The sequence below is a fragment of the Leyella stercorea genome (genome assembly GCF_021531655.1).
The window spans coordinates 42563-56990 of the sequence record NZ_JADYUF010000021.1; the positions used below are offsets into that span (position 1 = coordinate 42563).

General features: G+C 47.4%; 13 protein-coding genes and 1 pseudogene. 8 read left to right on the forward strand and 6 right to left on the reverse strand.

What is annotated here, in order from left to right:
- Positions 1–2: 2 nt before the first annotated feature.
- From I6E49_RS07650 to hisS, 7 genes are all read left to right on the forward strand, one after another.
- Positions 3–1937: an NAD(+) synthase gene (locus I6E49_RS07650; protein WP_235401550.1), complete on the forward strand. Its 1935-nt coding sequence runs from the start codon at positions 3–5 to the stop codon at positions 1935–1937.
- 28 nt (positions 1938–1965) lie between these two features.
- Complete coding sequence (locus I6E49_RS07655) at positions 1966–2364, forward strand: helix-turn-helix domain-containing protein (protein WP_235401552.1); 399 nt, start codon at positions 1966–1968, stop codon at positions 2362–2364.
- Positions 2365–2589: 225 nt separating this feature from the next.
- Complete coding sequence (locus tag I6E49_RS07660; protein WP_235401555.1) at positions 2590–4536, forward strand: dipeptidyl peptidase 3; 1947 nt, start codon at positions 2590–2592, stop codon at positions 4534–4536.
- 16 nt (positions 4537–4552) lie between these two features.
- A complete protein-coding gene (locus I6E49_RS07665) occupies positions 4553–5173 on the forward strand; it encodes a DNA alkylation repair protein (protein ID WP_235401557.1) in 621 nt (206 codons plus the stop codon).
- 47 nt (positions 5174–5220) lie between these two features.
- Complete coding sequence (locus I6E49_RS14640; RefSeq protein ID WP_363662195.1) at positions 5221–5724, forward strand: Fur family transcriptional regulator; 504 nt, start codon at positions 5221–5223, stop codon at positions 5722–5724.
- Between the two features lie 8 nt (positions 5725–5732).
- Complete coding sequence (locus I6E49_RS07670) at positions 5733–7007, forward strand: adenylosuccinate synthase (protein WP_235401558.1); 1275 nt, start codon at positions 5733–5735, stop codon at positions 7005–7007.
- A 947-nt stretch (positions 7008–7954) separates the two neighbouring features.
- On the forward strand, positions 7955–9340 hold the full coding sequence (gene hisS, locus I6E49_RS07675; RefSeq protein WP_235401559.1) for a histidine--tRNA ligase: 1386 nt from the start codon (positions 7955–7957) through the stop codon (positions 9338–9340).
- A 407-nt stretch (positions 9341–9747) separates the two neighbouring features.
- Here hisS and I6E49_RS07680 read toward each other — a convergent pair.
- The 5 genes and pseudogenes from I6E49_RS07680 to I6E49_RS07700 all read right to left on the reverse strand — a co-directional run.
- A pseudogene (locus I6E49_RS07680) lies at positions 9748–9915 on the reverse strand (ISAon1 family transposase); the annotation flags it as partial.
- On the reverse strand, positions 9881–10219 hold the full coding sequence (locus I6E49_RS07685) for an ISAon1 family transposase N-terminal region protein (protein WP_235401560.1): 339 nt from the start codon (positions 10217–10219) through the stop codon (positions 9881–9883). The pseudogene I6E49_RS07680 and the gene I6E49_RS07685, both read right to left, overlap by 35 nt.
- Positions 10189–10686 (reverse strand): ribonuclease H, encoded by a 498-nt coding sequence (locus I6E49_RS07690; protein WP_235401562.1) that lies wholly within the window; start codon positions 10684–10686, stop codon positions 10189–10191. The genes I6E49_RS07685 and I6E49_RS07690 overlap by 31 nt, the downstream gene beginning before the upstream one ends.
- Before the next feature lie 94 nt (positions 10687–10780).
- Entirely contained in the window at positions 10781–11461 is a 681-nt protein-coding gene (locus tag I6E49_RS07695) for a DNA alkylation repair protein (RefSeq protein WP_235401564.1), read from the reverse strand.
- Between the two features lie 24 nt (positions 11462–11485).
- Positions 11486–13456: a KUP/HAK/KT family potassium transporter gene (locus I6E49_RS07700; RefSeq protein ID WP_235401565.1), complete on the reverse strand. Its 1971-nt coding sequence runs from the start codon at positions 13454–13456 to the stop codon at positions 11486–11488.
- Positions 13457–13612: 156 nt separating this feature from the next.
- On the opposite strand from I6E49_RS07700, the gene I6E49_RS07705 reads away from it, so the two are divergent.
- Positions 13613–13753, forward strand: a complete 141-nt coding sequence (locus I6E49_RS07705) for a hypothetical protein (protein ID WP_235401567.1) — start codon at positions 13613–13615, stop codon at positions 13751–13753.
- Between the two features lie 351 nt (positions 13754–14104).
- Here I6E49_RS07705 and I6E49_RS07710 read toward each other — a convergent pair whose 3' ends face one another.
- Positions 14105–14296: a hypothetical protein gene (locus I6E49_RS07710; protein ID WP_235401568.1), complete on the reverse strand. Its 192-nt coding sequence runs from the start codon at positions 14294–14296 to the stop codon at positions 14105–14107.
- Positions 14297–14428: the final 132 nt, after the last annotated feature.

The window sequence follows — 14428 nt, forward strand, 5'->3', positions numbered from 1 at the left end:
AAATGAAGTACGGTTACATCACAGTTGCGTCTGCCATTCCTTCGGTGAAGGTTGCTGATGCCGATTACAATATAAAGCAAATAGAGAGTCTCACAGCTCAGGCTGAAGGTAAAGGGGCTGAGATTATCGTATTCCCTGAACTTTCAGTCACGGGCTACACTTGTCAAGACCTCTTTGCACAACAGACGCTTATTGAGCAAGCAGAAATGCAGATTCTGCAGTTGCTCGACTTCTCTCGCAAACTCGATATTATCTGCGTTGTGGGAGCGCCAGTGTGTATTGGTTCTGGGCTGTACAACTGCGCTGTAGTGTGCCAGCATGGCAATATCCTTGGTATTGTGCCCAAGCGTTATCTGCCTAATTACGCTGAATTCTATGAAAAGCGTTGGTTTGCTTCTGTTGACGATATTGTACGTCCTACAGAAGTACGTTTTGCTGGCAACACCATTACCGTACAACCTGGTATTCAGCTGTTCCAGACTTGCGACGGAGTGAAGTTTGGCATAGAACTGTGTGAGGACCTTTGGGCACCAGTTCCACCGTCAAACGACATTGCTCTCGCAGGAGCAGATATTATTCTCAATCTTTCTGCAAGCGACGACCTTATAGGCAAGAATGCCTATCTGCGTTCTCTTCTCTGCCAGCAGAGTGCTCGCTTGATATGTGGTTACGTATATAGCTCATGTGGATTTGGCGAGAGTACTCAGGATGTTGTCTATGGTGGCAATGCGTACATTTGCGAGAATGGAACTATGGTGGCAGAGTCGGAGCGTTTTGCTCTTGACGAACAACTCGTGATAAATCAGATTGATGTAGACAAGTTGCGCACCGAACGCCGTAAGAACACATCGTTCGTACAGGCAAGTGCCAATAATGATAATCCGGTGACTATCATTTCTACAGATGCCGTAGAGCCTCGCGACTTTTCTCTTATGCGTAGCGTCAATCCTCATCCATTCATACCTACAAGCAATGATATGTTTGCTTCTTGCGATGAGATTTTCTCTATTCAGGTATGTGGTCTTGCCAAACGCCTTGTACACACATGCTCCAAGCGTGTGGTACTTGGCATAAGTGGTGGCTTGGACTCTACTCTTGCGCTGCTGGTATGTGTCAAGACATTCGACAAGCTTGGCTACGACCGTAAGGGAATAGTTGGTGTCACTATGCCCGGCTTCGGCACTACCGACCGTACCTACAACAATGCCATCTCGCTCATGCAGAGCCTCGGCATCACAATACGCGAGATACCGATAGCCAAGAGCGTAACTCAACATTTCGAGGATATCGGCCACGACATAAATGTGCATGACGTGACATACGAGAATGGCCAGGCACGTGAGCGTACGCAGATACTCATGGACCTCAGCAACAAGTTGGGCGGCTTAGTCATTGGTACGGGCGACCTTAGCGAACTTGCACTTGGTTGGGCAACATACAATGGCGACCACATGTCAATGTATGGGGTCAATGCCAGCATACCCAAGACCCTCATACGCTATCTTGTAGGCCATGTAGCCAATAATAGTATCGACGAACAGTCGCGTCTGACGTTGCTCGACATTATCGATACTCCGATTTCGCCAGAACTTATCCCTGCCGACGAGGATGGCAACATCAGCCAGAAGACCGAGGATCTTGTAGGCCCATATGAACTGCACGACTTCTTCCTCTATCATTTCCTGCGTTTCGGATTCCGTCCGTCCAAGCTCTTCATGCTTGCTCGTCATGCCTTCAGTGTAGAGACTTACGATGATGATGTAATCAAGCATTGGTTGCGTACTTTCATTCGACGTTTCTTCCAGCAGCAGTTCAAGCGCTCGTGCCTGCCCGACGGTCCGAAGGTTGGTAGTGTTTCACTCTCGCCACGCGGCGACTGGCGCATGCCCACCGATGCAGCATCCGCTCTGTGGCTTGCAGAATGTGATACACTTTAGGTAGATAAATTCCACTAAATGACATTAAATGGAACAGACAGCCAAAGCAAAGAAGGCTCCCGTGTATCTGACCAAAATCTCGCGCGAAACATTCGACAAACTGAAGGAGCAGATCTTGCACGTGCTTGTCGTAGAGAAACGCTATCGCGAAAGTGGTTTCTCAGCCCATCAGTTAGCTGAGATGCTGCATACCAATACGCGCTATGTTTCTATCGTGCTCAGCGTGCGCTATCATGCCAACTTTGCGCAGTTTATAAACAAGCTGCGCATTGAAGAGGCAATGGCTTTGTTGCAAGACCAACGTTATGCCAATCTACGCATTGAGGAGATTTCTGATATGGTTGGGTTTGCCAATCGTCAGTCGTTCTATAGAGCTTTCTGCCAGATTGTGGGCAAGACTCCTCGACAGTATCAGGAGCAACTGTAATAAATATCATTAACTGAACTTTAGCAAGTTCAGAGAATGCAGAAGTTAAAGAAGTTAGCGCTCCCTACGGTCGCTAGAAATTTTTGCTAAGGCAAGCGGCAAAGCCGAGCGATAGCCATTACTCTTTTTGCTGAATATTCAGCTATAAGGCATACGGCTTTAAATTCTATAACTTCTTTAAATTCTATAACTTCTGAACTTGCGAAAGTTCGATCATTAATTACAATGACAGAACAATTCAACTATACCGACGAGCGTTTTGCCGACATACAGATGCTCCGCTATCGTCTCGACGGATTTGAGAGTCTGACGCTTCGTCAGAAACTATATATTTATTATCTCGCTAAGGCTACACTGTGCGGTCGTGACATTACGACCGACCAGTTTGGCCGATATAATCTACGCATACGCTTCTTGCTTGAGGCTGTCTATAAGGGCTACTCTGGCAATCGTCAGACGGACGAGTTTTGTGCCGTTGTCGATTATTTGAAGCGTGTGTGGTTTGCCAATGGCATCTATCATCACTATGGATGCGAGAAGTTCATACCCGATTTCAGCGAAGAATACTTTCGCGGCATCGTCATGGCAACCATTCCCGACAGCGCATGGGTCAGCAACGAATTGAACGAATTGTGCCCCATAATGTTCAATCCTGCCATCATGCCCAAGCGCGTCAATCAGCGTGCTGGCGATGACATTGTAAAGACCTCGGCTTGCAATTTTTATGACAATGTAAGTCAGAAAGAGGTGGAGAACTATTATGCACAAATGCGCAATGCCGACCCAGATAAAGCTACTCCAATTTCTTATGGACTGAATTCTACGTTACGTCGTACAGACAACGGTTCTATCGTAGAGGAAGTATGGCGTGAAGGTGGCTTGTATGGCAGTGTGATCAAACAGATTATTTACTGGCTTACAAAGGCTTCTGCTGTGGCTGAAAATGAGCAACAGGTTGAAATTATAAGTCTTCTTATAGAATATTACCGCACTGGCGACCTCCATGTTTTCGACAAGTATTCTATAGAATGGTTGAAGGAGCATGAGGGACGTATCGACTTTATCAATGGTTTCATTGAGGTATATGGCGACCCGCTTGGACTGAAAGGTTCGTGGGAGGGTATTGTACACTATAAAGACCCGGTAGCAACGCAGCGCACACTTACTCTTTCTGGCAATGCACAGTGGTTTGAAGACCACTCTCCGGTTGACCCTCGATTCCGTAAACCAAAGGTTGTTGGCGTTACTGCCAATGTGGTTTGTGCTGCAATGCTTGGTGGCGATGAGTATCCGTCAACGGCTATTGGCATCAATTTGCCCAATGCTGATTGGATACGTGCTCAATATGGTTCCAAGAGTATCACTATAGGCAATCTGACACATGCTTACAATCAGGCGTCACGAGGCAATGGCTTTATTGAGGAATTTGCAATCAACGACGAGTCTACTCGCTCTCTCATCGGTCTATATGGAGATTTATGCGACGATTTGCATACCGACCTCCACGAGTGTCTCGGTCATGGTTCTGGACAGTTATTACCTGGTGTCTCTGCCGACGCTCTTGGCTCATATGGCTCAACAATAGAGGAGGCACGTGCCGACCTCTTCGGATTATACTACATCGCTGACCCGAAACTTGTGCAACTTGGACTTACCCCCAATGTCGAAGCCTATCGTTCTCAGTATTATACATACATGATGAACGGTCTGCTTACTCAGCTCACACGCATCAAGCCTGGCCACCAGATTGAGGAGGCTCACATGCGCAATAGAGCCCTCATCGCACGATGGGTACTCAGTCATTACCCCAATGCCGTACAGCTTGTGCTGCAGGAAGGCAAGACCCGTGTGCAGATTTCCGACTATGAGCACCTACGCGAAGCCTTCGCTGCCCTACTCGGCGAGATACAGCGCATAAAGAGCGAGGGCGACTATGAGGCTGCCAAGACTCTTGTCGAGGAATACGCCATAGATGTCGATGCCGACTTGCACACAGAGTTGCTCGAACGCTATCGTTCTCTCGGCATTGCACCATACAAGGGTTTTATCAACCCACGTATGACGCTAATCACTGACACTGACGGAACTCCCACAGATGTCGTTGTTGACTACAGCGAGAAGTACGATGAACAGATGATGCGCTACTCGCGCGAGTATACCTCAAACTCATGAAAGAACAATATATTTTATGGAAACATCCGAACAGGTAAAACAGATAAAACGTTCGTTTAGATTGTTTATGAACGGAGTCACTGCTGCCTCGATGCGTAGCAAGGGACTTAACTACAAGATAAATTGGGGCGTTCAATTGCCCGATTTAAAACGTATGGCGGCTCAGTATGGACACAATGCAGAATTGGCTTCTGCATTGTGGGCTGAGAATGGGGTGAGAGAGTGCCGGTTGTTGGCTACGCTGATAATGCCTGCCGACAAAATGTCTTCCGATGAAGCTATTGATTGGGCAACGTCTGCCGATATAACATCCGAGATAATGGAGATGGCTGTGTTCAATCTGTTCCAGCATCTTCCGTATGCCGATAGTCTTGCACACACCATGCTTAATAACGACAATATGATAATCCGTGCCGGAGCCTACCATCTTGTGTGTAGGTTGCTCAAACGTGGCTGTTCCGTCAGTGCTGCTACTATAGAAAAACTTCTTGACGTGGCTCGTATCGACACTCAGACAACCGACCGACAATTGCTTCGTGCACTCGTATCGTGCTTGCAATATATGGCGTCTACAGACCATATTCAGGCCAAAACAGCTGCCACAGTACTGAATGACGCTGGATTTGACGCTTTTTAGCATATCTTCTTGGTTGAATTGCCAAAAAAACGTAACTTTGCAACATGATGCAAGAAGATGCTATACAAAATGCACATGCTACACTAGCTCGAAGCTTGCAGGCCACGAACAGTCGCTGTACACCCGAACGGCGAGCCATACTTGATGCGGCATGCTCTATGGATGTTCCTTTCTCTATAGCAGACATTGCAACTAAGTTGGCAAACGAAGGTTTTAAGGTCAGTCGGGCCACACTTTACAACACGCTACGGCTGCTTGTCGATTTGCGACTTATAGTATGTCTTAGAATGCAAAACTGTACACGCTACGAAGTGGTTGACCCTACGCGTGCAAGATGCCGACAGGTTTGTACAGTGTGTGGACGTACGACGGATATCTGTGCGCCTACCGAAGTGGCACTGCTGCCTGGAGCTAAGACGCGACGGTTTCGTCCCACAGCTTATGCACTCTACGTATTTGGTCTGTGTGCTTCATGCCAGCGACGAGCGTGTCAAGACGCAAATATTAACAAAAAACATACTCGGTCCTCAGGGACAGAGAAAGAAAAATAAGGAAATATATGAACAAAGGAAAAGTTGACGTCCTGCTCGGATTGCAGTGGGGCGACGAAGGTAAGGGCAAGGTTGTTGACGTCCTCACCCCGAAGTATGATGTGATCGCACGTTTCCAGGGCGGTCCTAATGCAGGCCACACACTTGAGTTTGAAGGCCAGAAGTATGTACTCCGCAGCATCCCGTCGGGCATTTTCCAGGGAGGCAAGGTCAACATCATCGGCAACGGCGTGGTACTCGCTCCCGACCTCTTCATGCAGGAGGCTAAGGATCTTGAGAAGAGCGGACACGACCTTAAGAGCCGTCTGCACATCTCTAAGAAGGCTCATCTCATTATGCCCACACACCGTGTGCTCGACGCTGCCATCGAAGCCTCTAAGGGCAAGAACAAGGTGGGTACTACAGGCAAGGGCATAGGTCCTACATACACCGACAAGGTGTCGCGTAGCGGACTCCGTGTAGGCGATATCCTCGACAATTTCCAGGAGAAATACGAGGCACACAAGGCTGCCCACCTAAAGCAGATAGCAGCCCTCGGCTATACCGACTTCGACATCACCGAGACCGAGAAGACATGGATGGAGGGCATCGAATACCTCAAGCAGTTCCAGATTGTCGATTCGGAGCACGAAATCAATCGCGTACTGCGCTCTGGCAAGGACATCCTCTGTGAGGGTGCTCAGGGCACAATGCTCGACGTCGACTTCGGCTCATATCCTTTTGTGACTTCTTCTAATACCATCTGTGCCGGTGCTTGCATCGGATTGGGCATCGGTCCTAACCGTATTGGCAACGTATACGGCATCATGAAGGCTTATTGCACACGTGTCGGTGCAGGTCCTTTCCCCACAGAGTTGTTTGACGAGACTGGCGGCAAGATTCGCGACCTTGGCCACGAATACGGAGCCGTTACAGGTCGTGAGCGCCGTTGCGGATGGTGCGACCTCGTACAGCTTAAGTACTCTGTCATGATCAACGGTGTCACCGAACTCATCATGATGAAGAGCGACGTGCTCGACAGCTTCCCCGTTGTCAAGGCTTGTGTAGCCTACGAGTTGCCCGATGGCACACAGACTACTGAGCTGCCTTACGAACTGTATGATGCCAAGCCCGTATATAAGGAATTCAAGGGATGGAATACAGACATGACACGCTTCACAAGCGAGGATCAGTTCCCCGAAGAGTTCAATGCCTACGTCAAGTTTCTCGAGGAGTACCTTGAGACACCAATACGCATAATCTCAATAGGCCCCGACCGCGACCAGACAATCGTTCGCAAATAATAATACACTGAACTTTCGCAAGTATAGAGAATTCAGAAGTTAAAGGAGTTAAGAGGTGAAGCCAAATGCTTTTAGTGTTATAAAGCAAGAACTAATGGCTTCACTCCTTAACTCCTTTCGCTTGCGAATGTTCAATCCTCGCGCATGCACGCATATATTTGCGTCGCAAATAAGTGACATGTAAAACTTATTATATAAGTAAGTAATCTAAATTATTTTATTGCTGTCCGGTAAATAATTATCTACCCTTATATTGCTTTATTGTTCAGTGTTTTATTGCAATATTTTCCAAATAAGGCTTTATATACCATGCTGGCTGAACCATATTGTTAGTTTTACATGACTGCAATAATTAAATGTATCTTACAGGTCATTATTGACATTTTGAAAGCGAAAGAATGAATACGTTATCATCCCCCGATGAATACGTTATCGTTGGCATATGAATACGTATTCGTATTAGGAGACAGATACAAGCGTCTCAGAATAAGTAACAGTTCAGAATTATCTTAATATAATAAATAAGAGGAGGGTGCGTCAAAACTCATACTGCTTTTTTATATTTAACAATTGTAGGAGGTTATGACGTCTTCGCCATAACCTGTGCAAGGAAACGGCACCAGCAATTAATATTGTAATGTCATTTGAGATTTGTCAACTGCACAGACTATGGCGGGATACCATAGCCTCCTATGGTTTGTGTTTTGTTTACGAAACTTTCGTTTAGGGTCCTTGTGAATCCTTGCCCTGTTATTGTTGTTGTGGGGTTTATGAGATGTGATTTAGCAATGGTGTTGGTGGATATTTAACGTTAAATTTTATTTCTTTCGTCATAAATTCAGAGTGCAAGCAGCAGGGTATTCAATATATTTTTTGTACCTTTGTAGCTATGTTTTGATTCTTGCTGAAAATCAGCAAACATTATTAACGATTAAATAATATATTGTATGTCAGCAAATTACACAAAGCCCTCAATACCTAAAGGCACGCGCGACTTCTCTCCGGTGGAGATGGCAAAGCGCAACTACATATTCGACACAATACGCGAAGTATACGCCCTGTATGGCTTCCAGCAGATAGAAACCCCTGCCATGGAGACCCTTTCTACGCTTATGGGCAAGTATGGCGAGGAGGGCGACAAACTGCTCTTCAAGGTGCTCAATTCGGGCGACTATCTTGCCAAACTCTCCGACGACCAGCTCTTGCAGCGCAATCCGCTGCATCTTGCAACAAAGCTCTGCGAGAAGGGCTTGCGCTACGATCTGACAGTTCCGTTTGCACGATACGTAGTGCAGCATCGTGACGAAATTCAGCTGCCGTTCAAGCGCTATCAGATACAGCCCGTATGGCGTGCCGACCGTCCGCAGAAGGGCCGTTATCGCGAATTCTACCAGTGCGACGCCGACATTGTTGGTTCTGACTCGCTGCTCAACGAGGTGGAGCTGATGCAGATTGTCGACACCGTATTCACTCGCTTCGGTGTGCGCGTGGCCATTAAGATAAACAACCGAAAGATTCTTACGGGTATTGCCGAAACCATTGGCGAGGCTGACAAGATAGTGGATATTACCGTGGCTATTGATAAGCTCGACAAGATTGGCATTGACGCTGTCAACGAGGAATTGCGCCGCGACGGCATCAACGAGGAAGCCATTGAGAAGCTGCAGCCTATCATAGCGCTTACTGGCACCAACGACGAGAAACTCGCCACTATTGCTAAGGTGCTTGCCCAGTCGGAAGTGGGAATGAAGGGTGTTGAGGAGACTCGCTTTATTCTCGACACGCTCAAGACGTGCGGGCTGCACAATCAGATTGACCTCGACCTCACGCTTGCCCGTGGACTGAATTATTACACGGGTGCCATATTCGAGGTGAAGGCTCTCGACTATGCCATTGGCTCCATAACTGGTGGCGGACGCTACGACAACCTTACCGGTATCTTCGGATTGCCCGGAATCTCGGGTGTGGGCATTTCGTTTGGTGCCGACCGTATATACGACGTGCTTGGCGGTCTAGACCTCTATCCCAAGGAGGCTGCTCAGGGTACCCGTCTGCTCTTCATCAACTTTGGTGCTGCCGAGACTGCCTACTGCCTGCCTCTGCTGCGCCGTTGCCGTGAGGCTGGCATCCGCACCGAGATATATCCTGATAGTGTGAAGATGAAGAAGCAGATGGCATATGCCAACGCCAAGCATGTGGCTTTTGTGGCGCTGGCTGGCGAACAGGAAATTGCCGAGGGCAAACTCACTCTTAAGAACATGAGCACCGGCGAGCAGACTCTCGTTACGCCCGAACAGCTCCTGGCTGCCGTAAGCAAGCCTACGGAACTTTAATATAAACGCACACAAATAATTTCGTGGATAATTCATGAGCCCACTTTAAAAAGGGACATATTTTGAATTCAGTCTGACCAGTGTGGTCATTCTGAGTGAAACATGGCAATCGACTCCTCCGGTGAATATCTTTTGAGAAATTGCATTGAAAGAGCCGAAAGCTTCTCTGATAGGGCCGAAAAGGTAGGGTGTTCAAAATCGCTTAATCCTGCGCATTTTTTAACCTATAGTATTGATGCGCTTGACCACCAAATTTGGAGAAAGGTTTTCATTCGTCCATTCCGTAATGTGACGGTGTCTTCCTTCCTCCAATCTTTGTTTAAGATTGAAATTAGCTTTGTAAGTCTGAAAAGAAAGAACTTACAACATCTGCCGAGACACCTTTTACAATAGCAATGATGGTTGCAGATGCTTTTACCTATGTTTTCGGGAAAGACAAGCCAGTCTTCTGCATGCGAGAGTTCGGACCACTCGCGATAGCCGCTGAGCACTTCCTTGTATTGCTTTTCAAACGTATCCCCGTTTATGTGATAATAGTGGTCAAGCGAACGGGAGGTCGTAGAAATCGTCTCCATACACTCCTTTTAAAAAAGCCGCAAACTCCTTGGAGTAGCGGGTTCCTTCAGCTTTCTGCTCATAATAATCAGAGAAGTATCGGTTGTTCTGCTTGTCGTAGCATTTGCGTCTTCTGACAATCAGATCAACACCTTTGTCGCGTATTTGGAAGTCACGTATAGTTACGGCATCACAGAACCCTTTGGATTCAATCTCAGGGCTTTCTTTATATTCAGCCTTAACCGATTCGTCAAGATAGATGCGGATAAGGGATGCCTCTTCTTCTACACGTACTACTTCAAAATTTGTAAGTATCGAATGCATTTGTTGACATTATCGTTATCTACGTCGTTTTCCGTGCCATCCTCGCCTTCATGGGCGCATGGTGGTATGGAGACGGACGCAACGATTTCAGACGAGACCGATTGTCTATTGTTTTTCTGATGAAACTCCTTCCTTGTCTTAGCCATTGCTTCCGTAGCCCTATCGTGGGTTTCTGTCAGCAATGGGCTTTTGTGGTACTGCACAATCTTGACCCCGACTGAGTTGTGCCTTTTCTTTTCCTCGATGCATTGAATGATCAAGTCTGGATTGGCTCTCGCCTTCCTCCCTCGCGACTCGGCAGAGATTGCAAGCGAGCTTGCATCTTTGCTCTCGCTGCCCGTTCGGTTGGCTGATTTAGCCGTTGGAGTCTTGTCAAAGTTCAGAATATAGGCAGCGTTGGTCAGGAAGAGAATGTCTGAACCTTCCGGTATTTCCTGCATTACCTTCACCATGAGGGTTAGCATCATTCGGAACTCTGTGGTGTGCAAGTCGCTGATTACTTCGCCATAATCACATGAACCACCTATCCAAACGTAATATGTAGAAGTATCTTGTGTCTAATTATTTTATCTTCAATGTCCGCAGATATTCCTTCTGTTCGGGCGTGATTCTGTAGCTCTCGATGGCCTTCTGTATGGTCTTGTTGTGCGTCCAGGGAGCAAGGCGGCGTTGCTCGATGTAGGGAATCGCCTGATCCCATTGCATGGCAAGGGCGGTGGCGAAGAACCAGGCAACCATCATCTTTACGTAATACTCTTCGCTCCTTACTGATGCAGGAATTTCAAGATATTCTGCCTTGAAGTCTTCGTCCAGGTAATTAGACATAAGTGTCTCTATTCCAAAACGACAAGTATAAACGTGTAATGATTTGCTCCAAGTCCTGATTTTCGCCAACAGTTCCTTCTTATGTTTGGCAAACACCTTTGGAGACATGATGTTGCAAACTGCCCAGTTGTCCACGAATGGGAGGAAACGGTCTGTCAGCTGGATGCATTCCTCGTAGTCCTTCACCTGAGAGATAAGGAGTCCGTGAAGCATATTCTCATCGTAGTATTCGTGAGGAAGCTGATGCAGGAAATCCTCGCATTCTGCCTCCTTTGTAAATTCTTTTGCGAACTTGCGAAGCACGGGCACACGAATGCCTATGAAGCTTTCCATAGGCACTCCCGGTGTCAGTTTGGCTTGGAAAGCAGCATACTGCTTATCCTGCATGGCGAACAGTCTTTCTTGAAGTGATGTCATACGTTCTTGGTTATGTTAGGCGAATCATTCTTCCGCAATTTGCGTGATGCGTCTGATACTTCTGTTGCGTTGGTTGATGATGAGCGGAACACGTTCCACCACCACCATAGAAGTGTCGAGGCCCAATGCCTTAGGCTCGTCGATGCCTATCTTGCTGATAAGAGCGTAGAAAGTCATCAGCAGGTTCTGCTGGCGGTTGTCGGAACTCTCCGGATAATATACGCGATGAATGATGATGAATCGGAAATCGCCAGGTATTCCGTTCTTGCGAAGCGAAGGATAGGTGCTTCTTAAATCTACCATCTTGTTTGCCACCAGGTCTTCTACCACTTGTCGCAGATAGAGGCTCACCCTGGGCTCAATGCGGAAACCTATGTGCATCGTTATGCTGTAGAGTGTGTCGGGAATAAGGGGTTCGCAACTGTACTCCAGCGTGTCAGGAGTATCTGCAAATTCCAGATTGATAAGCCAGTAATGGTCAGCACGCTTGGGCTGCTTGTTGATGATGGAATAGAGCAGTTTGTCGTCTACGGCGCCTTCCTTGTCGGCATGGTTTACATAGACAAGATTGGAGGCGTACTTGGGGATACTCTCGTCGGCTTTGATGTCGGAGATAATCTGATAATAGTCATCCAGCGGTTTGGTGCTGACATAATGTCGACGTATCTTCATGGCTCGAACCCATACATACATCATCAGGAACAGGATTCCGCCAATGAGCATCGTACACCATCCTCCAGCGAGAAACTTTGACAGGTTAGCTGCCAGAAAGATGGCTTCAATGGTGCAGTATGCGCCCATAAACAATATCGTTAGGACTCGCGACACGCCCTTGCTGTGCAGGTAGAAACCGAGCAGAAGGGTGGTCATCAGCATGGTGATGGTGATGGCGAGTCCGTAGGCTGCCTCCATGTGTGAGGAGTCGCGAAAGAGCAGGATGATGAGAACCACGCCGATGTACATGGCAAGGTTGATCATCGGAATATAGAGCTGTCCCTTTACATGGGTAGGATGCTTGATTCGCATACGCGGCCAGAAGTGCAGGTTCATGGCTTCGCTCAATATGGAGAAGGTGCCGCTGATAAGTGCCTGGCTTGCCACGATTGCCGCACCCGTGGCCATGATGATGGCGAAGAACAGCATGCTCTGGGGCATGATGGAAAAAAACGGATTCATGGAGGAGGCTGTCTGAATATGGCTAAGCACCCATGCTCCCTGTCCCAGATAGTTAAGAATGAGCATGGTCTTTACGAAGGCCCAGCTTATAGTGATGTTCTTCCTGCCACAATGTCCCAAGTCGGAGTAGAGAGCCTCAGCACCGGTGGTACAAAGAAATACGGCACCCAGAATCAGGAACCATTCGGGCGATTGTGACAGCAGAGCAATAGCGTAATAGGGGCTGAAGGCTTTGAGTATCATGGGGTAAGACGTGATGCTGAAGGCTCCCGTCACGCCCAGCAGCAGAAACCATAACAGCATGAACACTCCAAACGACTTGCCTATGCTTTCTGTGCCAAACCGTTGCACGAAGAAGATGATGGTGATGATGGCAAGCGTGATTGGGATGACCGGCAGATCAGGACTGATGCTTTCGAGTCCTTCGATGGCTGTGGTAACCGTGATGGCTGGGGTGATGATTCCGTCTGCCAGCAAGGTGCTTGCGCCAATGATAGCCAATATGTAAATCCACTTGCTCTTGAGTCGGCGCAGCAGGGCGTAGAGAGCGAGTATGCCTCCTTCGCCATTATTATCGGCTCGCAGAGCCACACATACGTATTTGATGGTGGTCTGCAGGGTGAGTGTCCAGATGATGCAGGACAATGCGCCCAGGATGGTGTTCTCGTTGATGGTTTCGCCTGTATGGAGGATGGCCTTCATCACGTAGAGGGGTGATGTTCCGATGTCGCCAAACACGATGCCTAATGTGACGAGCAGTCCCAGGAAGTCAGCCCGATGATGATTGAAGGCTACCGATTTTTCTGTCTCTTCTCTCATTTTAATTCTCTTTTTAATTAAAAAATGTTATCCTTTAGATTATTAAATGTGCGTGCAAAGGTATAAACATGAGAGGTAAGATAGGATTTGTTTAACAAGATTTATCGAATTTAACATATCTACATTAACACAGCTTATGGAGGCGAGTGCCCTTGGGTGCTTACGGAGCATGAAGTGTTCAAGACCGACTTCTTCGAAATGTTTTTCATCAAGAAAGCTAATGGCTACGTGCTAATAGACTACAGGAAGATTAACCTGAAAGACGGCATGGTGCTCATCGTGAAGCCACACCAGTAGCAGGAGTGGCTTCTACGGCAATTGAATTAACCCCAAATTCTGTATGGTCTTGTTGTGCGTCCCCGCCATAGTCTGAGCAAGCAAAACGGGGAGCTAATGTCTTTCCCAAATTCATGGATAATTCATGACTTAAAGATAGTGCTATCGTTAACTGTTCAGGCTATGGCGAGGACACCATAGCCTCCTGTGGCTTGCATTTGTGAGTTTCTTTGGCTTTTGTGTTTTTCATGCTATTTCGATTATTAAAGTTAATGATGAGGCTTCGGGATGCGTTCGGGATGCGTTCGGGCGACCCTTGCCAGCGCCACTATCGGCTACGAGATCTGCCAACATTCCGCTTGTTTCCTTCCACTAGAGGTCGGGATACATGAATTCAGCCCCACTTACGTGTGCGCCAAGTATTGGGAAAAGCATTGGCACGAGTGGCTGATGCATGTCCTTGGACACTTGCAATAGCGAAAGTTGCACGCATTCGGTGCCTTTTCCGAGGCGTGGCATAGCTGGAGGGGTGTGTTTACTGAGATTGTATTTAAAATTTGTCATGTCTGATGATTTGTTAAGTTGTTGATTATCAGCCTTTAAGAGGAAGTGGGGTGAGTGTGGGCGTTACAGTTACAGTTGTTACAGTTTTGTTTGCAAGGGTTGTTATTTCTGCCTTTTTATATATAACTTATT

Bases quoted from the DNA above. Each gene is read 5' to 3' on its own strand.
- I6E49_RS07655 (WP_235401552.1), top strand. From the start codon at position 1,966: ATGGAACAGACAGCCAAAGCAAAGAAGGCTCCCGTGTATCTGACCAAA.
- I6E49_RS07660 (WP_235401555.1), top strand. From the start codon at position 2,590: ATGACAGAACAATTCAACTATACCGACGAGCGTTTTGCCGACATACAG.
- I6E49_RS07695 (WP_235401564.1), bottom strand. From the start codon at position 11,461: ATGACATCACTTCAAGAAAGACTGTTCGCCATGCAGGATAAGCAGTAT.
- I6E49_RS07650 (WP_235401550.1), top strand. From the start codon at position 3: ATGAAGTACGGTTACATCACAGTTGCGTCTGCCATTCCTTCGGTGAAG.
- I6E49_RS07685 (WP_235401560.1), bottom strand. From the start codon at position 10,219: ATGCATTCGATACTTACAAATTTTGAAGTAGTACGTGTAGAAGAAGAG.
- I6E49_RS07690 (WP_235401562.1), bottom strand. From the start codon at position 10,686: ATGATGCTAACCCTCATGGTGAAGGTAATGCAGGAAATACCGGAAGGT.
- I6E49_RS14640 (WP_363662195.1), top strand. From the start codon at position 5,221: ATGCAAGAAGATGCTATACAAAATGCACATGCTACACTAGCTCGAAGC.
- I6E49_RS07710 (WP_235401568.1), bottom strand. From the start codon at position 14,296: ATGACAAATTTTAAATACAATCTCAGTAAACACACCCCTCCAGCTATG.
- I6E49_RS07700 (WP_235401565.1), bottom strand. From the start codon at position 13,456: ATGAGAGAAGAGACAGAAAAATCGGTAGCCTTCAATCATCATCGGGCT.
- I6E49_RS07670 (WP_235401558.1), top strand. From the start codon at position 5,733: ATGAACAAAGGAAAAGTTGACGTCCTGCTCGGATTGCAGTGGGGCGAC.
- I6E49_RS07665 (WP_235401557.1), top strand. From the start codon at position 4,553: ATGGAAACATCCGAACAGGTAAAACAGATAAAACGTTCGTTTAGATTG.
- hisS (WP_235401559.1), top strand. From the start codon at position 7,955: ATGTCAGCAAATTACACAAAGCCCTCAATACCTAAAGGCACGCGCGAC.